This window comes from Rhizobium sp. NZLR10 (assembly GCF_019685125.1).
Classification (GTDB): Bacteria; Pseudomonadota; Alphaproteobacteria; order Rhizobiales; family Rhizobiaceae; genus Rhizobium.
In genome coordinates this window covers 32,766-52,418 of record NZ_JABDWE010000016.1, presented here as the reverse complement: position 1 = coordinate 52,418, position 19,653 = coordinate 32,766, and the positions used below count along the sequence as shown (strand labels likewise).

19 protein-coding genes are annotated in these 19,653 nt (G+C 60.8%); 10 read left to right on the top strand and 9 right to left on the bottom strand.

Features of this window, described 5'->3' with window-relative positions; genetic code table 11:
- Nucleotides 1-410: 410 nt before the first annotated feature.
- On the bottom strand, nucleotides 411-752 hold the full coding sequence (locus HJB82_RS22440) for a hypothetical protein (RefSeq protein ID WP_207580870.1): 342 nt from the start codon (nucleotides 750-752) through the stop codon (nucleotides 411-413).
- Nucleotides 753-980: 228 nt separating this feature from the next.
- Here HJB82_RS22440 and uvrB point away from each other — a divergent pair, with 228 nt between their 5' ends.
- Complete coding sequence (gene uvrB, locus HJB82_RS22435) at nucleotides 981-4,013, top strand: excinuclease ABC subunit UvrB (RefSeq protein ID WP_221141480.1); 3,033 nt, start codon at nucleotides 981-983, stop codon at nucleotides 4,011-4,013.
- A gap of 68 nt (nucleotides 4,014-4,081) precedes the next feature.
- Here the strand turns inward: uvrB and HJB82_RS22430 are convergent, their stop codons facing one another.
- Nucleotides 4,082-4,780, bottom strand: a complete 699-nt coding sequence (locus tag HJB82_RS22430; RefSeq protein WP_221117598.1) for a hypothetical protein — start codon at nucleotides 4,778-4,780, stop codon at nucleotides 4,082-4,084.
- Nucleotides 4,781-4,850: 70 nt separating this feature from the next.
- Nucleotides 4,851-5,573: an SOS response-associated peptidase gene (locus HJB82_RS22425; RefSeq protein ID WP_221117597.1), complete on the bottom strand. Its 723-nt coding sequence runs from the start codon at nucleotides 5,571-5,573 to the stop codon at nucleotides 4,851-4,853.
- Nucleotides 5,574-5,831: 258 nt separating this feature from the next.
- On the opposite strand from HJB82_RS22425, the gene HJB82_RS22420 reads away from it, so the two are divergent.
- From HJB82_RS22420 to HJB82_RS22410, 3 genes are all read left to right on the top strand, one after another.
- Nucleotides 5,832-6,218 (top strand): GNAT family N-acetyltransferase, encoded by a 387-nt coding sequence (locus tag HJB82_RS22420; protein WP_405049249.1) that lies wholly within the window; start codon nucleotides 5,832-5,834, stop codon nucleotides 6,216-6,218.
- A gap of 382 nt (nucleotides 6,219-6,600) precedes the next feature.
- Entirely contained in the window at nucleotides 6,601-8,373 is a 1,773-nt protein-coding gene (locus HJB82_RS22415; protein ID WP_221141468.1) for a cadherin domain-containing protein, read from the top strand.
- Nucleotides 8,374-8,609: 236 nt separating this feature from the next.
- Complete coding sequence (locus tag HJB82_RS22410) at nucleotides 8,610-9,077, top strand: DUF3828 domain-containing protein (RefSeq protein ID WP_164012128.1); 468 nt, start codon at nucleotides 8,610-8,612, stop codon at nucleotides 9,075-9,077.
- 101 nt (nucleotides 9,078-9,178) lie between these two features.
- Here the strand turns inward: HJB82_RS22410 and HJB82_RS22405 are convergent, their stop codons facing one another.
- Nucleotides 9,179-10,267 carry a preprotein translocase subunit SecY gene (locus HJB82_RS22405; RefSeq protein ID WP_221141467.1) on the bottom strand — a complete coding sequence of 363 codons (1,089 nt, stop codon included), beginning with the start codon at nucleotides 10,265-10,267 and terminating at the stop codon, nucleotides 9,179-9,181.
- A gap of 722 nt (nucleotides 10,268-10,989) precedes the next feature.
- Here HJB82_RS22405 and HJB82_RS22400 point away from each other — a divergent pair.
- On the top strand, nucleotides 10,990-11,202 hold the full coding sequence (locus HJB82_RS22400) for a cold-shock protein (protein ID WP_003540801.1): 213 nt from the start codon (nucleotides 10,990-10,992) through the stop codon (nucleotides 11,200-11,202).
- A gap of 183 nt (nucleotides 11,203-11,385) precedes the next feature.
- Nucleotides 11,386-12,387 carry a tRNA dihydrouridine(20/20a) synthase DusA gene (gene dusA, locus HJB82_RS22395; RefSeq protein WP_207580877.1) on the top strand — a complete coding sequence of 334 codons (1,002 nt, stop codon included), beginning with the start codon at nucleotides 11,386-11,388 and terminating at the stop codon, nucleotides 12,385-12,387.
- 18 nt (nucleotides 12,388-12,405) lie between these two features.
- Here dusA and HJB82_RS22390 read toward each other — a convergent pair whose 3' ends face one another.
- Both HJB82_RS22390 and HJB82_RS31700 read right to left on the bottom strand, forming a co-directional pair.
- Nucleotides 12,406-13,365 (bottom strand): S1C family serine protease, encoded by a 960-nt coding sequence (locus HJB82_RS22390; RefSeq protein ID WP_207580878.1) that lies wholly within the window; start codon nucleotides 13,363-13,365, stop codon nucleotides 12,406-12,408.
- 225 nt (nucleotides 13,366-13,590) lie between these two features.
- Nucleotides 13,591-13,722 carry a hypothetical protein gene (locus tag HJB82_RS31700; RefSeq protein ID WP_259673991.1) on the bottom strand — a complete coding sequence of 44 codons (132 nt, stop codon included), beginning with the start codon at nucleotides 13,720-13,722 and terminating at the stop codon, nucleotides 13,591-13,593.
- A gap of 141 nt (nucleotides 13,723-13,863) precedes the next feature.
- Here HJB82_RS31700 and HJB82_RS22385 point away from each other — a divergent pair, with 141 nt between their 5' ends.
- From HJB82_RS22385 to HJB82_RS22375, 3 genes are all read left to right on the top strand, one after another.
- Entirely contained in the window at nucleotides 13,864-14,700 is an 837-nt protein-coding gene (locus tag HJB82_RS22385) for an alpha/beta fold hydrolase (protein ID WP_207580879.1), read from the top strand.
- A gap of 553 nt (nucleotides 14,701-15,253) precedes the next feature.
- Nucleotides 15,254-15,469, top strand: a complete 216-nt coding sequence (locus tag HJB82_RS22380; protein ID WP_207584331.1) for a hypothetical protein — start codon at nucleotides 15,254-15,256, stop codon at nucleotides 15,467-15,469.
- 210 nt (nucleotides 15,470-15,679) lie between these two features.
- On the top strand, nucleotides 15,680-16,162 hold the full coding sequence (locus HJB82_RS22375) for a BA14K family protein (protein WP_207580880.1): 483 nt from the start codon (nucleotides 15,680-15,682) through the stop codon (nucleotides 16,160-16,162).
- A gap of 95 nt (nucleotides 16,163-16,257) precedes the next feature.
- On the opposite strand, the gene HJB82_RS22370 is transcribed toward HJB82_RS22375, so the two are convergent.
- From HJB82_RS22370 to HJB82_RS22360, 3 genes are all read right to left on the bottom strand, one after another.
- Nucleotides 16,258-17,157 (bottom strand): DUF3313 domain-containing protein, encoded by a 900-nt coding sequence (locus tag HJB82_RS22370; RefSeq protein WP_207580881.1) that lies wholly within the window; start codon nucleotides 17,155-17,157, stop codon nucleotides 16,258-16,260.
- A gap of 185 nt (nucleotides 17,158-17,342) precedes the next feature.
- The gene (locus HJB82_RS22365) at nucleotides 17,343-18,695 is read right to left on the bottom strand and encodes a HAMP domain-containing sensor histidine kinase (protein ID WP_207580882.1); all 1,353 of its coding nucleotides are present in this window, start codon (nucleotides 18,693-18,695) and stop codon (nucleotides 17,343-17,345) included.
- The gene (locus HJB82_RS22360; RefSeq protein ID WP_221141465.1) at nucleotides 18,695-19,366 is read right to left on the bottom strand and encodes a response regulator transcription factor; all 672 of its coding nucleotides are present in this window, start codon (nucleotides 19,364-19,366) and stop codon (nucleotides 18,695-18,697) included. Before HJB82_RS22360 ends, HJB82_RS22365 begins: the two co-directional genes overlap by 1 nt.
- 139 nt (nucleotides 19,367-19,505) lie before the next feature.
- Between HJB82_RS22360 and HJB82_RS22355 the strand changes: the two genes are divergently transcribed.
- Nucleotides 19,506-19,652: a hypothetical protein gene (locus HJB82_RS22355; RefSeq protein WP_207580884.1), complete on the top strand. Its 147-nt coding sequence runs from the start codon at nucleotides 19,506-19,508 to the stop codon at nucleotides 19,650-19,652.
- Nucleotide 19,653 lies beyond the last annotated feature (1 nt).

Sequence of the window (19,653 nt, the reverse complement as noted above, 5' to 3'; positions counted from 1 at the left end):
TTCAAGATCGATGGAAATCGGTATTCCCCAGAAGGACGGATGGTCGCTAATGGCAATAACACCTGAAGCTGAATTGACCAGGAATAACTGCGGAAGACCGATCTCGGTTCCAGTGTGCGCCCGGATGGTATCACTATTGAAAGGCCGGGTACGCCGACATTGGAAGGATGCAAGAAGCAGCGTTGCGGCGCGTCCTTCGAGGCTCCGTCCGATGGACTGCGCACCTCAGGAAGAGGAGCGTTGGAGGATGCCGCGCCAGCGCTCAAGAGAGATCTTGAGATAACCGCCGGCGCCCAAGAGAGCCTTGTCCTGAGGTGGCCCGCAGGGGCCCCGAAGGACGATGCGGGTGCGCCGGCTTAGCGGCGCCACGTCCCTAGGTGCCCTGGCAACGAAGCCGCGGCCGCCCGTTGTCAGGCGGGCAACTTGCAGCCCTTGCTCATACCAGCGGACTGCATGGCGGAAACCTTGCCTTTCGACGCGGCAATCTCGCCTTCCTTGTCTCCCCCCGCAACGCTGCCGATTGGGACGCCGACGAGAAAGACGCCGAAGGCATCGCCGTTCGCCGCACTGATCTGCTGCTTCGACAAGTCGTCCAGCTTAGCTCTCTCCTTTTTCAGTTCGACAGCGAGAGCTTCGCAGCCAAGGTTCGTATAAGCCGCCATCGGAATATCGACCTGCACGATGGCGTCAGGACGTTTGGCGCAACTGGCCAGTGCAGCGGTCGCCGCGAATGCGATAATGATCTTTTTCATTAATGGTCCCCGATTCCCGCAATAGCTGTAACATTGCCGCCCTCAGCGCGGGAGGTGATCCGCTTTTCAACCACAGACTTTTTATTTATGTACTCGGGAAAACCTCATTGCAGCCTCTTTGCCAACATTCCGCGCCCAACATTATTCGCCAATCTGAACGATTCATTCGTTTCCCTTTTGTACTCTTTCCCTCTTCACTTTCGCGCTGACTCTCTCCATATTCGCGCCATGGCCAGATCTCCGAAGAAATCCCCCGCCCCGAATGGCTTCGAGGAAGCCCCGCAATCGTCCTTCGAGGGCGCTCCGCTGTCGGGTTCCGTCGCCGATTGGGTGAAGCAGCTGGAGGCAGATGCCGAAAGCTCCGGCGTCGAGTCGCAGCGCGAAATCGCCTCCAAGGCGGGCAAGCACCGCAAGAAGGTGGAAAACGAGGCGCGCAAGCATTCGGAGGCCGTCGGCGTCAACAAGAAGGTCGAGATTGCCGCTTCAAAAAGCGCCCGTGGAACTTCGATGGGCGGTTCCACCGACCCGAAGACGCGCGCCGCCGCCGGCCTCAACCCCGTCTCCGGCATGGATACGACGCTGGAGGAAGCCTCGTCGCTGCAGGCCGGCACCGCCGTCACCGCCACCGTCGAGGCGCTGTCGGCGCTGATCGAGAGCGGCAACCCGCTGCACAAGAACGGCAAGATCTGGACGCCGCACCGCCCTGCCCGGCCCGACAAATCCGAAGGCGGCATTACGATCCGCATGCAGTCGGATTACGAGCCGGCCGGCGACCAGCCGACCGCCATCCGCGACCTCGTCGAGGGGCTGGAGAACGGCGACCGCAGCCAGGTGCTGCTCGGCGTCACCGGCTCGGGCAAGACCTTCACCATGGCCAAGGTGATCGAGGCGACGCAGCGCCCGGCCGTCATCCTGGCGCCGAACAAGACGCTGGCCGCCCAGCTCTATTCCGAATTCAAGAATTTCTTCCCCGACAATGCGGTGGAATATTTCGTATCCTACTACGATTATTACCAGCCGGAGGCCTATGTGCCGCGCTCCGACACCTATATCGAGAAGGAAAGCTCGATCAACGAGCAGATCGACCGCATGCGCCACTCTGCGACGCGCTCGCTGCTCGAGCGCGACGACTGCATCATCGTCGCCTCTGTTTCCTGCATCTACGGTATCGGCTCGGTCGAGACCTATACGGCGATGACCTTCCAGATGTCGGTCGGCGACCGGCTGGACCAACGCCAGCTGCTGGCCGACCTCGTCGCCCAGCAATATAAGCGCCGCGACATGGATTTCACCCGTGGTAGCTTTCGGGTGCGCGGCGATACGATCGAGCTTTTCCCCGCCCACTTGGAGGATGCCGCCTGGCGCATCTCGATGTTCGGCGACGAGATCGACGCCATCACCGAGTTCGACCCGCTGACCGGCCAGAAGGTCGGCGACCTGAAATCGGTGAAGATCTACGCCAATTCGCACTATGTCACTCCGCGCCCGACGCTGAACGGCGCCATCAAGTCGATCAAGGAGGAGCTCAGGCTTCGCCTGACCGAGCTGGAGAAGGCCGGCCGCCTGCTGGAGGCGCAGCGCCTGGAGCAGCGCACCCGCTACGATATCGAAATGCTCGAAGCCACAGGCTCCTGCCAGGGCATCGAGAATTATTCCCGTTATCTCACCGGCCGCGACCCCGGCGATCCGCCGCCGACGCTGTTCGAATACATCCCCGACAATGCCCTCGTCTTCATCGACGAAAGCCATGTCACCGTGCCGCAGATCGGCGGCATGTACCGAGGCGACTTCCGCCGTAAGGCGACGCTGGCCGAATACGGCTTCCGCCTGCCCTCCTGCATGGACAACCGGCCGCTGCGTTTCGAGGAATGGGACGCCATGCGCCCCGACACCATCGCCGTCTCGGCGACACCGGGCGGCTGGGAGATGGAGCAATCAGGCGGCGTCTTCGCCGAACAGGTGATCCGCCCGACCGGCCTGATCGACCCGCCGGTCGAGGTCCGCGCGGCCCGCAGCCAGGTCGACGACGTACTCGGCGAAATCCGCGAAACATCCGCCAAGGGTTACCGCACCCTCTGCACCGTGCTGACCAAGCGCATGGCCGAGGACCTGACCGAATATCTGCATGAGCAGGGCGTGCGCGTCCGCTACATGCACTCCGACATCGACACGCTTGAACGCATCGAAATCCTCCGCGATCTGCGCCTCGGTGCCTTCGACGTGCTGGTCGGCATCAACCTTTTGCGCGAAGGCCTCGACATTCCCGAATGCGGCTTCGTCGCCATCCTCGACGCCGACAAGGAAGGTTTTCTGCGCTCCGAGACCTCGCTGATCCAGACCATTGGTCGTGCCGCGCGTAACGTCGACGGCAAGGTCATTCTCTATGCCGACCAGGTCACCGGCTCGATGAAGCGGGCGATGGAGGAAACCAGCCGCCGTCGCGAAAAGCAGATGATCTATAACCAGGAGCACGGCATCACCCCGGAATCGGTCAAGGCCAGGATCTCCGACATCCTCGACAGCGTCTACGAACGCGACCACGTCCGCGCCGATATATCAGGCGTCTCCGGCAAGGGCTTCGCCGATGGCGGCAACCTCGTCGGCAACAACCTGCAGACCCATCTCAACGCCCTCGAAAAGAGCATGCGCGACGCCGCCGCCGACCTCGACTTCGAAAAGGCCGCCCGCCTGCGCGACGAAATTAAACGCCTCAAGGCAGTGGAACTCGCCGCCATGGACGACCCGATGGCCCGCGAGGAAGCGAAGGCGATGGAGGGCAAAAGCGGCCGCCCCAATGGTAAGAACAAAGCAGCGGGCTCGAGTAACAGCCCTCATGGTGAGGAGGCCCAGGGGGCCGTCTCGAACCACGAGGGCGGGCGTGGAACCTCCTACTTCGCCAAACCCTCGATCGACGACATGGGCCCAGGCACTGACACCGCCACTCCGCTCTTCCGCAAACCCGCCCTCGACGACATGGGCCGCGACATCGCCGAACCCGCCAAGAAGGGCCTGTTCCGCAAGAACGACCTCGACGAAATGACTGTCGGCCGAACGGAAAAGCCAGTCATCGGGCATGTGCCGGAAAAGCCGGATGCCGCCAAGGCCACGAAGCGGTTTTCACCGTTGCTTGAGGGGCAGCCGGAGCGCGATGACGTGCGTCCGGTCGTACGCGGGAAGACGGGTGTGGGGAGCTATGAGGATCCAGGCGAGCAGAAGCGCAAGGGACGGACGAAGGGGAAGACTGGGCGGCCGGGGCGGTGAGGCAAGCGCAGCGCCGAGTGACCGTGCCCACTCCGCAAATTTACGAACACGGCGAACACCACCTCCCTTCACCCACACCCCGTCCTCCCCGTCCCCGCCACCAGCGCAAAATAAATCCGCTCCACCCGACAGGCAGCACTCCTGGCGCTCGCCTCAAACCCCGCCGCCGGCCATCCGCGTCGAGGGCTGCCGTCGGCCGCGATCAGCCAGTACCAGCGCTCGTCTGACCCCGTCAGATCGATCTTGAAGATCCGCCCCATGCAGACATCGCCATGGAACCCGATGAAATCGTCGCCGGCCTTCTCCTTCCATGAGTGCCGCCATCTTCCCCTCGGCGTCTCGCCGCTGATGACCATCTCCCAGCTCTTCCACCCGTTATAGTCCGATTGCGCCGTCAGCGAGCCATCATAGGGTTTCGGCTCGATCTGCAGGCAGCTTTCCAAAAACTCCGCGACCGAGTTGCAAACGGTGCTCCATGCCTCGTCATTGTGCCAGGTCAGCTTGTAGGCGAACTCATCGGAGACATTCTTCAAGGCTGCGGCGACGGCAGAGGCGACGCCTTCCCTGCTCGCCGGTTCGCCGTGCAGCCTGATGTGGAGATAGGTGCAGAGAAAATCTGCCGTATCTCGCGCGATCGGCTCGATGACATCGAGCTTTCGGCGCTTGCCAACCTCATAGCCGCCAAAATCCCGAATACGACGCTGAGGCTGTTTGCGAAGGGCATTATTGAGGAACGACCTTAGGAGCGTTCCGATATCGTCTTGCATGCGTTTCCTCTCCTCATGAGGATGTCTCTGCCGCATGGTTTCGTGAATGGCTCCGCCCGAGCCGGTAAAGTCAGATCAGCGTCGGTTCCGGATCGTCCTCGACCTCTTCGATGATCTCCGGCCTGTCGTTCTTCGGAGAGCCGACATCCCGACCGATCTTCCACATCGACATCTGTTCGGATGGGAAAGGTTTCATGAGATCGTTTGGGTCCGGCTCGGCGGACAGCCATCTCTCGTAATCCGCGCGATGCAGGATGACGGGCATGCGGTCATGGATCGTCGCCATCATCTCGTTCGGCTCGCAGGTGATGACGGCGAAGCTGCGGATGGACACGCCCTTCTCGTCCGTCCACGTCTCCCAGATGCCGGCGAGCGCAAAAGGCGAGCCGTCTTTCATGGCGATGGCATAGGGCTGCTTGTTCTTGCCGGTGCCGTGAATGTCCTTCCATTCGAAGAAGCCATTGATCGGAATGAGGCAGCGACGCGACCGGTATGCCGAGCGGAACATGCCGTTGCCGCTGATGGTCTCGCCTCGAACATTGACCGGCGGTGGCCTGCCGCCGGGCTTGGCCCAGGAAGGCATCAGACCCCAGCGCGCGGTCGCGAATATGGGGCCCGACGTATCGGGTTCGCGCACGATATCCCTGATGATAATAGGATAATCTTGCGACGGCGCTCCATTCCAGCGGGGAAAACGATTTCCCAGCCCGTCGATATCCCCACCCTTCACGGCAAAGGCGAAATTGCTGATCAATTCTTCAAGCGAAGTTTTAACGAAGATACGTCCGCACATCTTACTCTCTGCCGATGGAATATGAGATGTTCTGATTATGTTCTCGACAGAGACGTCGTCAACGAAGCGTCAGTTGCACCCGTTCAGGAATGCTCCTTCGCGGCCCTGAGGACACAGAAATGAAGGATGAGAGGTGGGCGCCCTCACGTCGAGGCTGCGAGGAGGCCTGCCCCAGCAATCGATCCCATTGCGAAGCAGGCGGAATCGGCAGAAAAACACTCCCGGCAAGCGACGCGACAAATGAATCGGAATCCACCCATGCCAGAACTCCGTATCGATCCGTTTCCCTCGCCCGCCGAACTCAACGCCCTCTTGTCAGCAGCCTGGAGCACGCCTGAAGCACCGGATTTCTCCCGCATCCTGCCCCGCAGCCTCGCCCATATCGGCGCCTACCACGACGATCAGCTCATCGGCTTCGTCAACGTCGCATGGGATGGCGGCATCCATGCCTTTATCCTCGATACCTCGGTTCACCCCGACATTCGCCGGCAGGGGATCGCGACGCGGTTGGTCAGGGAAGCGACCAGAGTTGCGCGGGAGCGCGGCGCTGAGTGGCTGCATGTCGACTTCCAGCCGCACCTGACCGGCTTCTACCGCGGCTGCGGATTTTCCCCCACCGAGGCAGGACTCATCAAGCTCAAGTAAGACCTCCCGCGCGGGAATGCAGGAACACGTCGAAGCCAGCACCAACCTGCGATGGTGGCTCGGATGAGCCGCAGCGCGGCGCCGCCGAAAACCCGCTTCAAAACACAATTTTTCCGAGAGTACCTCGGCTGAAAATAAAAAATCATACTATTTAGCAGACCAAAATATCCCTTTGAGTTCTCAAATTAAAATGCGTCTCCCAGTATTTTATCCTTAGTTTTTCATTAAAAAAGCAATGAAAAGATACAATTTTGCATTGAAAACTTAATAGGGGATTGGCATAGATCCCCAGGGGGCTGTCGTCCGTTGAAGCTGCAAGAACAGTTCTACTGAGGATTTCTCATTTTCATAGAATGCAAGCATCTATTGGGGTAGGTTTAATATGGCCTTGAATATTCTGGACACCAACGGCGCAACGATTACCAAGACGGTCGCCGAGTTCGAAGCTTACGACGTTATCCGCCACTCCGCCGCCAGCCCTTCCTCGGCTGTCACTCTGGTCGTCTCGGATTCAGGGGTGGCCGATCTGGCCGACGAGTTGGGTTCGGTCTCCGCGAATGTGACGGGCTCAAGCAGCGACAATGCGATCACGACAGGCGCAGGCAACGATGACATCAATGGCGGCGACGGCGCAGACACGCTGAATGGGGGCGCCGGAAACGATCAGCTTCGTGGCGGTGATGGCAATGACACGCTGAATGGCGGTGCTGGCAATGACTTACTCGCGGGCAGAGATGGCAATGATATTCTGAATGGCGGTGACGGCAATGACCAGCTTGTAGACGACGTCGGAAATGACGTCATCAGAGGCGGCGCGGGCAACGATACGATCTCCGATGGTGACGCCGGCGGCCGTACCCCTGAAGTCTTCGACATCAATGCGGGCGACGGCGACGATGCCATAAGCGTGAAGGCTCAGGGCTCCGGAACAATCGACGGCGGCGCCGGGATCGATACTCTCCAAGCGTTTGAGCTAAGAGGCCTGACGATCAAGAACATCGAAGTCCTTGAAACGGTGGGATATTGGGTTGCCGGTTCAAGCGCGCAGTTCGAAAGCTTTGACAAGATCGTCTGGTCGACAGATCCGGCCCATCACTTTAACGCCGCACTGGCAGTCACGGACAGCGCCCACCTCGATCTTTCCGACGAACTGGGAAATCTTGGAGCTTTTGTCACCGGTTATGTCTCCGGCATCGACGTCAAGACCGGCGGCGGCGACGACGAATTTACCGGCACCGACGGCGACGACATTTTCGACGGCAGCGGCGGCAACGACATCCTCAATGGCAAGGCCGGCAATGACAAATTGACCGGCGGCGCCGGCAACGACACCATTGATGGCGGCGCCGGCATCGACACGGCGTTCTTCGCCGGCAATTTTGCCAATTATTCCCTGGCATTGAGCAATGACAGTCACATCCTGACCAGCGCCGCCGAAGGGACGGATACGCTGCATGACGTCGAATTCGCGCGCTTTGCCGACGGCGTCTACGATTTCGCCACCGAAAAGTTCACACCAGACGGCAGCGACGCCGCGCCGACCAATATCCAGCTTTCGAAAACCACCCTCTCAGAGAACACCCCGATCTGGACCACGCTCGGCCTGCTCAGCGCCAAGGACGCCGATGGTGACACCCTCACCTACAAGCTCATCGACGGCGCCGACGATCACTTCCGCCTGAATGGCAACCGCATCGTCACCTCGAAGGCTTTGGACTACGAGACGGCCAATTCGTACACGATCAAGGTCGCTGTCTCCGACGGCAAAGTCACGGTCGAAAAGGACATCACGATCAACGTCCTCGACGTCAACGAGGCCCCGGTCAACAAGGCGCCGATCAATCTTGCCTTCTCGCGCGGCTCGATATCCGAGAATGTCGCGATCGGCACCTCGGTCGGCCTTCTCTCCGCCGTGGATCCGGAAGGCGGCGCGGTGAAGTGGCGGCTGACCGACGATGCGGACGGCATCTTCAAGCTCGTCGGCAACAAGATCCAGACGAAGGCGGCGATCGACTTCGAAAGCAACCACAGCCTGACCTTCACCGCCGAAGCCTATGACGCGGCTGGAAACACCACCAGCCACGATTTCACCATCGCTGTGAAAGACGTCTTCGAGCCGTCGTTTACGAGCCTGTCGCATGAAGCGTTGATATAACCGCGATACGATCGCCGGTGGACGCAGAGAAGCGTCACCGGCGATCCCGACCAAAAGACGGAACTCGCGTCTGGCGACCGTAGTCCCATCGGCCGAACTTTCCTGGCGATCGCCCGCCGACAACAGCCGGAGACGACAAGGCCAGCGGCCGTGCCCGGGCAATCTCCTTTCAAAAATGCAGCTCCACCTGGACGTCCGTTTCGGTTATGATTTCTGCTCATCCGAGGAGAGCCCGCATGCGCCTGCCCACATTCATCCTGGCCCTTGCCGTGTCGGCGCTTGCAGCCTTGCCCGCATCGGCCGAGACCTACAAGACACCGAAGGCGTTGCTCAAGGCGCTCTACAGTTACAACACCGACAATAGCGACGCCGAGGCGCCCTCGCCTTATTCGATCTTTTTCTCCGACCATCTGAACGAGCTCCTCCAGGCCGATCTCGACAACACGCCCGATGGCGATGTCGGCGCGATCGACTTCGATCCCGTCATCGCGGGCCAGGACGGCGCGGCGAGCGACGTCAGGATCGGTCAGCCCATCCTGCTGGATAATAAGGCCGAGGTGGAAGTGCAGTTCGAAAACGGCGACGAGGTGACGCTCTTCTACACGCTGGTGCGGCAGCACGGCGGCTGGAAGGTCGACGATATCGCCAATCAGAAGGGGAATAATCCGTGGAGCCTAAGCGCTTTGCTGGGTGATGCGCAGTAGCGGTAGCTATAGCACCGAAAGAGCAAGTGCCGCACCCTTTACTCGAGCACTAACGAGGGGAACTGGCCGAGAGAGCTAAGCGTTTCCGTGAGTTGAAGCGATCATGAGTCAGTCTGGGCTGAGACATGAGGTCTCAATGAGCCTTCCACTTTGACTTTATCCCGGTCCTGAAGCCCAAGGGCTGTGACCGTCAAAACGATGACTCCGATGGCGCCTGGGCTGACTGGAAGCTGAATGAATGCACTTACAATAGCGCCGGAGACGAGCAGCAATATCTGGATCAAGGCGATAATGATTGCGATCACAATCAGACGAATATTCGCGACCTTGAGTCTCCTAATATAAGAGAAAACAACGAGCGGGATCAGGATCGATGCTATTGCGAGAACGATAACTTGCAGGGTCGCCCCTTGCGCTGCAGCAGCAAGACTTGGGGCAATGAAGGCGATGACGCCCAACACATAAACTGCAGCGGTGATAGCAAGGACCGGCGGCCAGATGAGAATTTCCTTGGGCTCGACCGCTTCTCCTTCGACGACGCCAGTTTCACGACATGCCGATCTCCACAAGACAGACGTTACAACCACGGCCGCGACCGACATCACGAGATAAACCGCGACGATCAGCCATTGCGTCGAAGGCACGGCTCCGGTTCTCGTCATTTCGACTGACATGATTACGTTGTTTGGTAGGCCTAACAGGATTGGAATCGAATAGACCGGCCAGAAGCCGTCGCGCAGGCCCGCGATCCTTATCCGGTCGGAAAGAAAGATCGTAAACGCCGTCGCGCCCATGTAGGATGCAATCGTGAGGATGGTGAAATTAGTCACCTCGTCATCGACGAGAGGCGTCGCGGCCAAGCCGCCTGATAGGCCGCAAGCCTGCATAGCCGCAACGACTAGCGCGATCACAACGACAACAGCTCCTGGGCCGATGTTTCCGCTTTGCTTGTCCTTCCGCTTGAGCCAAGGAAAACCGATCAACCGTGCAATTTCCGCAAGTCCCAGCGCGGCGTAGAGGGGCATCAGTCCGAGGGCTAGGATCGATACACGAGAGAGCATGCCGGAATCGACAGTGTAACTCTGGCCGGTAAAGGCATCCAAATCGATCCCAGGGAGTGGGACGTGCAAACCCAGCACGTAAACGATGCCGACAAACGCGAAGGTGATGACCGTTTGCCGCGAATCCATTCGACTTCCTTCGGTCACCGATCTTGATGGTTCGCGTCTCGCGAGTGCCATCCATAGCGTGTAGTGAGTCCGATCATGCGAAGTCAAGGACTTCCGAATCGGACTTAAGCACTCCTTGCATTCTGGCCACCAACCGGTAGCGCTCCATGATTTTCTTCCAAAGTGCCCGGCCTGACTATTTGGCTAGCCAGCACTCCAGCTTGGCCGAGTTCCAATCAATTTTCGTGGAGCTTCGACCACTCGGTCCAGCTTGGTCCTCTCCCGTACCCTCTCGGTCACGTTCCGAAAGTCTCCAAAATCTGAGGCTTGCGGGCTGTGACCAAATCCTGTTTGCCGACGCCACCACCGCTCATCCCGTTTCGGAACGGAATCCCGCTCTGGCACAGCCATGCAAGGAACCGCTAACTCTTCCTCAAGTATCTGAATCTTCGACATTTCCTGCCATCGATGCGGGCATGCCAAAATAATCCCACTTGCTTTTTGCCCGAAAAGCTGCCACCAATTTGCTACTCGGGCATTTGCATGCCGGTGACTGGACAGATGTGGTAATCCCTTCCGTTTGGAAGGCGGCGCGGGACTACCCGCCTACGTAGACGTTCTTTCCCCGTACGTGACTTCTCCGACTGACCCTTCGTCCCCATCGATCGGGGCGAAAGCTAAAGCCGTCCGCTTCCTCTCGGGGGCGCGGATACTACACAGACTAAGGGAAAAGGACGATCCCAATGGCCACCAAGGGCACCGTAAAATTCTTCAACCAGGACAAGGGTTTTGGTTTCATCACGCCGGACGGCGGCGCAAAGGACGTTTTCGTCCATATCTCTGCGCTGCAGGCTTCTGGCATCCAGTCGCTGCGCGAAGGCCAGCAGGTTACCTTCGACACCGAGCCGGACCGCATGGGCAAGGGCCCGAAGGCCGTCAACATCTCGGCTTCGTAAGTCAGACTTCCGCTTCGGCGGCATGAACGGCGCTCCGCAAGGGGCGCCGTTTCTGTTTGCAGCGTCACCGTCATTTGTCGATCGCACCGCCAGATGTTATATGCGCGCTGAAGAGATGGTCCCGCCCCCGCGGCGGTGCGGGGCCCTTGCGGCACCCAGAGAACAACGAATTATGGAACGTCGATGACGCAGAAGAGCCCGATTTTTGCGGTCGCCCCGATGATCGATTGGACGGATCGGCATTGCCGCTATTTCCATCGCCAGATCAGCCGGCAGGCGCTGCTCTATACCGAGATGGTGGTGGCCGATGCGATCATCCACGGTCCGCGCGACCGGCTGCTCGGCCATGACGCCGCGGAACATCCGCTGGCGCTGCAACTCGGCGGATCGGACCCGGCCAAGCTTGCCGAGGCGGTGAAGATCGCCGAACCCTACGGCTACGACGAGATCAATCTCAATGTCGGCTGCCCCTCCGACCGCGTGCAGTCGGGCACCTTCGGCGCCTGCCTGATGCTGACGCCGGAGACGGTGGCCGAATGCGTCGGGGCGATGAAGGCGGCAGCGACCGTGCCGGTGACAGTGAAATGCCGGATCGGCGTCGACGAGCAGGAGCCGGAACAGGCGCTGCCGGCGCTGATCACCCGCGTTCTAGATGCCGGCGCCGACGCAATCTGGATCCATGCCCGCAAGGCCTGGCTGAAGGGCCTGAGCCCGAAGGAGAACCGCGAGATCCCGCCGCTCGACTACGACATTGTCTATCGGATGAAGCAGCGCTGGCCCGACATCTTCATCGGCATCAACGGCGGCATCCGCACGCTTGATGAAGCCGCCGCCCATCTCGAACATGTCGACGGCGTCATGCTGGGCCGGGCCGCCTACCAGAACGCCGCGATCCTTTCCGAAATCGACCAGCGCTTCTTCGGCGCGCCGGCGGGCGAACCGGATTGGGAAGCGCTGCGTGATCGGATGATGGCCTATGCCGAACGCCACATCGCGGCCGGCGGCCGGCTGCAGCACGTGGCCCGCCATATGGTCGGCCTCTTCACCGGCCTGCCCGGCGCCAGGCGCTACCGCCAGATCCTGTCGACCGATGCAGCCAAGAGCGGCGCCGGGCCGGAGGTGCTGGCGGCGGCCTTTGCGGCTGTCGATTTTTCAGGGACGGAGCAGGAGGCGGTCAGCGCCTGACGTGAGGTGATGTCTTTGTCAGGGCGTCCGCGCCGTCGGCAGCAGGGTCTTCTTCACGATCCGGCCTGCTACTGAAAACACCAGGATCTCGGTATCCCTCTCGATTCTGCTGCCATCCATCAATCGGACGATATCATCGACGCCGCCGACCGGACTGCCGTCGATAGCGAGGATATAATCGCCCTCCTGCAGCCCTCCCTTTGCCGCCGGCCCTTCCGGCTCGACGCGGCGGATGCGGACGGAGGTCGTCTGCACCGTGCCCGCCGCCAGTGCCACCCGGCGCGGCAGCACGATCGTATCGCCTGAAATACCGATGAAGGCGCGCCTCACCTGGCCGTAGCGGAGAATTTCCGAAACAACGAAATTGGCCGTATTCGACGCCACGGCAAAGGCGATGCTCTGCGCGCCCTGGATGACGGCGGTGTTGACGCCGATCACCTCCCCGCTGGAAGACACCAGCGGTCCGCCTGAGTTGCCGGGATTGAGCGCCGCATCGGTCTGGATGACATCCTCCATCAGCCGGCCGCTGGCTGCCCGCATCGACCGGCCGAGCGCTGAGACGATACCGGCGGTGACAGTCCACTCGAAACCGAGAGGATTTCCGATCGCGATGGCGATATGGCCTCGGCGCAGGCGTTGGGAATCTCCGAGCTTCGCCCAGGCGCCGGTGCTTGTATTGGCGCGAATGAGGGCGATATCGGTATCGACATCGCGGCCGAGCACACGGCCCTCGGTGACGAAGCCATCGGGCGTGGTAATGCGAACGACCTTGGCGTCGTCGACGACATGGCTGTTGGTGATGATCAATCCATCAGGCGAGATGGCAAAGCCCGACCCGTGCCCCTGCCGGCCACCGACCCTCTCGATCCGGCTGACGGCCGGCCCGACCGTGTCGACTGCTGCCGCGATCGATTGCGAATAGACATCGATCAGCGCCCCGTCATTCTGAGGCGCTATCGCCTTGTCCATGTAACCCATGATTTAATCCTCAGGCGGGAGTAACGGTCGTCCGCGGCCAAAGCGGTCTCGGTTGCGACGGTTCGCCATCATACTGTTGTTGAGGATTAGATGGTTGGGCGTCGACCGGCGTTCAAGTGAGCGTGGGCGGCTGCCTGAAATTGCGGGAGCACGCGAACATAACTAGCCGGACAGATATATCGAACTACCCGGACAGATATCTTGAACGAACGGAAAAAAACTGGCTCATTGCAGACGTTCGCCCGTGAAATCAGCTGCCGTCGCGACGCCATCAAGCCTGTTGCGGCGACCATCGCAGCGGGCCATACAAACTTCTGTCATATCAACATAATAGAAAAGGGTATTCAATAACAACATCAGCACATTCCGCCGGTGTTACCTCACGCCCCAGCTTCTTGCTCAAGCCTTCGGGGCAACGGCGCTCGTAGTCTTGCCAATTCCGCCGGCGACGGCGCAAACTTCCGACCGCATCAATCCAATCAACCAAGGAGCCATGACATGAGCACAGTCACGACTAAGGACGGCGTCGAGATCTTCTACAAGGATTGGGGGCCGAAGACTGCCCAGCCGATCATGTTCCATCATGGCTGGCCGCTATGCTCCGACGACTGGGACGCCCAGATGCTGTTCTTCCTCGAGAAGGGCTACCGGGTCGTCGCCCATGACCGGCGCGGCCACGGCCGCTCTACCCAGGTGGGCGACGGTCACGACATGGATCATTACGCCGCCGATGCCGCAGCCGTCGTCGAGCATCTCGATCTCAGGAATACCGTCCATATCGGCCACTCCACCGGCGGCGGCGAAGCGACCCATTACGTCGCCCGCCATGGCCAGCCGCAGGGCCGCGTCGCCAAGCTCGTCATCATCGGCGCCGTGCCGCCCATCATGGTAAAAACCGATGCCAATCCCGGCGGCCTGCCGATCGAGGTCTTCGATGACCTGCGCAGGCAGCTCGCCGCCAATCGCTCGCAGTTCTACCGTGACCTGCCGGCCGGCCCGTTCTACAGCTTCAACCGACCGGGTGCGAAAGTATCGGAACCGGTCATCAACAATTGGTGGCGCCAGGGCATGATCGGCGGCGCCAAGGCGCACTACGACGGCATCAAGGCCTTCTCGGAAACCGACTTCACCGAAGACCTGAAGATCATCACCGTGCCGACCTTCGTCATGCACGGCGACGACGACCAGATCGTGCCGATCGCCGACTCTGCGTTGCTCTCGTCCAAGCTGCTGCAGAACGCCACGCTGAAGGTCTACGAGAAATTTCCGCACGGCATGTGCACGACCCATGCCGACATCATCAATCCGGACATCCTCGCTTTCATTAAGGAATGATCCGTCATGCCGCGGGCGCCGGTGAGGCGCCCGCGGCATGACTTGACCGCCACGACAGATTTGAGCACCCGTCGGCTGCAATAGACGGGCGACGCCGACCACCTCGATTTTTTGAGAGCGGCTCCCTCGTTTTCTCATGAAACCGTTTTCGCCGATTTGCGTTTAGCGGCCATGACAAGAGAACGTGAACCCTCATCAAAGGCTTACCGGCAGGATCGCTTCGAAAACACCGAGCGAGCCGCCAAGGAAACCATCGAAGCAGAGCAGCGGGCTCGCCGCGAGAAAACCAAAAGGCTGAAAGAACTGCGTCTGTCGCAGCAAAGCGGCAAGGACCCCGCAACCAGGTAGATTTCCATGCTCGCGCTGCCTGTCAGGCCGACACGACCATCGGTCTCATACCCATGCGCACTGCCCTCGTCCGTATCCTTCCGGGCGTGCGCGCCCCGAATTGTTTTTGAATATCGGACGTTCGCCCATCTTGCAGAGCAAGGATCACGAAATTATCTTTTTTTCACCGATAGCGATTCACGGCATCGAAAGAGGGCAGATTGCGATGTCAGACAAGCTGTTCAGTACGCGTGACGAACCGCTCGCATCCGAAGATCTCGATGTGTGCAGGCGTGTCCATGAAGCGCTGTGTAGAGAGCTCCAGATTGACCGATCAGGCGAGGAAGCCGCCCGTCTAGGCGCACTTATCATCGAGCTCTACCGGCAAGGCGTGCATGACGAGAACCAGCTTCGATTGCTGGCCGGCGGGAAGCGAACCTGATAACGCGCAACCCGCTATACGCTCGAACGCAGCATTCTTTCCGGTCTCCGGCAGGCCGCGACCCACCGCATCGACCGCCGTTGGCCGAGTCCCATTTTACCCCGCTGCGTTAGCAGATGCGCACATACATCGCGCCTTTCATCCCAAAATGAAACCAAACCCCTTCCCCTGCGTTACCCCCTCGAACATCCGTTACCCAAGGTGAGAGAAATGAACAGATTCGCCATCATTGCCCTGTCGATAGCGACGGCTTTCTCCGGAATGCCGGCCTCGGCAGGCCCTGCCTTCGTGCCGAGTCCGGCGCAATCGGCGCAACCGGCGTCTCAAAGTGCCGCCCATATCATGACCGTCGGCTGCAACAACTTCACCAATTGCCCTGGGCAGTTCGGTAATGATCACAGGTGGTACCGAAACCGCCACCACTATCGCGATGGCAGCTACTACCGCGACGACCGCTATGGATGGGATCGTGGCTATAATCGTCACTATCACCACCATGACAATAGCGGCGCCATCATCGGCGGGCTCGCTGCCGGCGCGCTCATCGGCGGCATCATCGCCTCGCAGCCGCGCGCCTATTCTTCACGCGCCTACAGCTCGCATGCCGACTATTGCTACAGCCGCTACCGGTCTTACCGCGCCTACGACAATACCTTCCAGCCGAGCTACGGCCCGCGCCGCGAGTGCCAATAAACCGATCCACCCGTCAACAGCGAGCCTCGCATGAAAATGCGGGGCTTTTTGATGCCGCACGGGCAACGCCTGTGGCAAGACTGAGCGTGTATCTCTCAGTAGGTCGCCGCCGGTTTCGGCTTCTTCTCGGTCCATTGCGGCGGCGCGCCGTATTTGGCGGCCACAGCTCCCATCAGTCCGGGCGACCGGCCAAAGGCGTCGCAGGCGGCGTATTTCGGTTTTCCGCCGAGCCAGGATTTCATTCGCTGCCCCGACGGCAGCGAGATATCCAATCCCTTCGGTTCCTTGCCTTTGATCAGCATGCGGGAAAATTCGCTGCTGAATTTCGACGCCAGGCCATAGGCGTCGCCGACTTCGGAAACGCGGGGAGTGTTCTGCAGCGAGTTTGCCCCGCGCGACCAGACGATCGCCGCCCGCTGCACACCATCGCGGTCGACGGCCTCAGCCTCGACCGCCAGTCCACCGAGGCCGGCCGGCAGCCGCGGCACGCCGACGGGCAGCACGAAACCGGTGCCAACCGTCACAACGGTGGAAACACCCGCCATCGCCTTATTGGTCGGTACAATGTCGGTGACAACGGAGCGGATCGTCAGGTCCGCCGGTTGGCCTGAAGAGACCAGCTGATATTTGTCGCTGAGCGAAATGCAGAGCGCCCGGTCCAGCGCGTTCGCCACCATCACCCGGTCGGCGTCCGATTTGACGCGGGTCGCGGCGCTGAAAGCGAAGGTTGTCGGCACGATATTCACCGTCTTTGCCGGGCTAAGGCGCGTCCCATCGACATAGACGCGCGATTTCGACAACTTGCCCTTCGGCGGGCCGAGATTGCCGTAGAAGGAAAGCGTGCCGGCCCCCTTGAGGGGCACCGAGCTGCACCCTGCCGCTGTCATGGCAAGCGCCACCGGCAAGGCGAGAGACAAGCCCCTCGGAGCCTGTAGGAAAGAAAATGAAAATGGATTGCTGCGCACGCTGTCTGGCCTCCGTCGCCGATAGCGCATAACCCCGAAAATCGAAATCGATTTCCGGAAAGGATTATGCGCAGGTTTAAAGCGCTAGAGCGTCCTTGGCGCGTCTTGTAAGACGCGCCGCGCTCTAGTCTCAGGCGAAAGTGGCGGTCGAGAATTGCCGCAACATTACAGGTCGCTTCCGGCGGGCGGTTGCGGCTCAAGCCAGCCTGACCTACCTATGCGAGTTCGATCATCACTCGTGTCCCGGCTGCACTGCTCTCGATGCTGACCGCGCCGCCATGGTTTGCGGCGACCTGCTTGACGAGGCTGAGGCCGAGACCGGCGCCCTTGCTTCTTGGAGTGACGCGATAGAAGGGCTCGAACACCAGTTCGCGATGTTCGGCCGGAATGCCTGGCCCCTCGTCGGCGACGCTGATCCTGCCGCCGCCGGAAGCCGAGCGCGATATCGCGACCGTGATCATGCCCCCATTGCCGCCGTGGTCGATGGCATTGCGCACCAGGTTGCTGACCGCCCGCGGTAAGGCGGAAGGGCTGCCGCGGCGTTCAAGGCTCTCCACCTCGCTTTGAAAGCAGATCTGGTAGCCGCCCGCGATTGCCAGTGGCGCGAGGTCGGCAACCACAGTGCGGGCGATGCCGACGAGATCGACCGTTTCGTCAAGATCGGCCGCCTGGTCGTTTCGCTCGAAATCGAGCAGCTGTTCGGCCGCCTCGGCCAGCCGCGCCACGTCGTCGAGCAGCCGCTGCCGCTCGCGGCCATCGGGCATGCCGTCGATACGCGTCTGCATGATGGCGATCGGCGTCCGCAGCTCATGCGCCGCATCGATCAGGAAGCGCTGGCGTTTGCGGAATTCATTCTCCAGCCGCTCCAGCGTACTGTTGAAGGCGGTCACGAGCGGCGACACTTCCCGGGGAATGCCGCTCACGGGAAGGCGTGCGCCCTGCCGGCGCGGTTCGATTGCCGCTGCGGCACGCGCCACGTCGCTGATCCCCCTCAGCGCCCGCCCGACAATCCGGGGCACAGCAAAAAAGACCGCCGGCAGAGCGACCGCCAGCAGCGGCACATAGATCGGATAGGTCTCTGTGAGCATGGTCAGGAAGGTGGCGCTCCGGCTCGGGTTGCCGCCATACATCACCCGGAAAGGCCCGATCCCCGTCTCGACACTGTCGATCGAGGCGCTCTCGCCGGTAAAGGCGGCACCGCGTATATCGGCCTCCTTGATCAGGTGCACATAGGGGCCAAGCACCTGATAGGCCTCCGGCACGGCGCCATAGGAAACAGTCTGCCCGTCCGGCGCAGCTACGACGAACCAGAGCCTGTCGCTCTCGGCCTTGAAGGCGCTAAGGCGCGGGCTGTCGACGATGACGAGCTTGCCCTGCGTATCGCGGATCAGCGCCTCATCGAGCGCTGCGGTCAGCCTGTATTCCATGGCGACGTTCGGCGAGAGGATCATCGCCCCGTAAACGCAAAGGCCGACGATGACAGCCGCCACCACGGCGACGAAAACGATGCTGAGCTGCCAGCTGAGCCGCCACCAAAGCGACGGATTGGCGTATTGCACCTTGGCCATCATTCTTCCTTCATGAGATAGCCGACGCCGCGGATATTATGGATCGCGACACCGGCGCCGGCATCGATCAGCCGCTTGCGCAGCCGCGAAATATGCGCATCGAGCGCATTCGACTGGATTTCCTCTTCGTAATTATAAACCGCCGCCTCCAGTGTCGAGCGGAGCACGGTCTTCTCCTTCCTCCTTACAAGGGCGGCCAACACCAGAAGTTCGCGTCGCGGCAGGTCGAGCGGCACCGTTGCGACAGTGACGCTGAGATGCAGCGGATCGATCACCATCCGCCCGGCGGTAATCTGCAATTCGGCAAGACCCGGCGCCCGCCGCAGCACGGCCCGCAGCCGCGCCATCAGCTCTCCGACCAGGAACGGCTTGCCAAGATAGTCGTCGGCGCCCAGGTCCAGCCCTTCAACCCGTTCCTTCGGCTCGTTGCGCGCCGTCAGCACAATGATCGGCGTATCCTTCCCCGTCCGCCTCAGCTCTGGAATGAAGCTCAGCCCCTCTCCATCGGGCAGGCGCCGGTCGAGCAGGATCGCGTCGTAGAGGTTCTGCCGCGTCAGCTCGACGGCATCGGCCAGGTGCATCGTGTGGTCGGTGACGATCGCATGTTTGCCAAGCGCTGCCGACAGCGCCTCGGCCAGCTCCCGCTCGTCTTCTATCAACAATATCCGCATCGCCCGCCTGTTCTCTTGACCTTCCCTCTGTCCGCCACAAGGGTTGCGGCAGCATTGCGGAGCTTGCAAGGCAGCCGGTCATGCTGCCGCAATTGTTGAGGTCCAGTACAAAGGACATCCGCGGCATCTGGAGATCAAGATGATCCGACCTATCCTCCGTTTCCTCAAGAGGCATTTCCTCTCCGCCTTCATCCTCGCCGCGCTGCTCGCAGCCCCGCTCGTGATACTGCACACGCTCCAGGAAAAAACAGCGTTCGAGAGCGGCCTGCTGATGGAGATCCGATGAC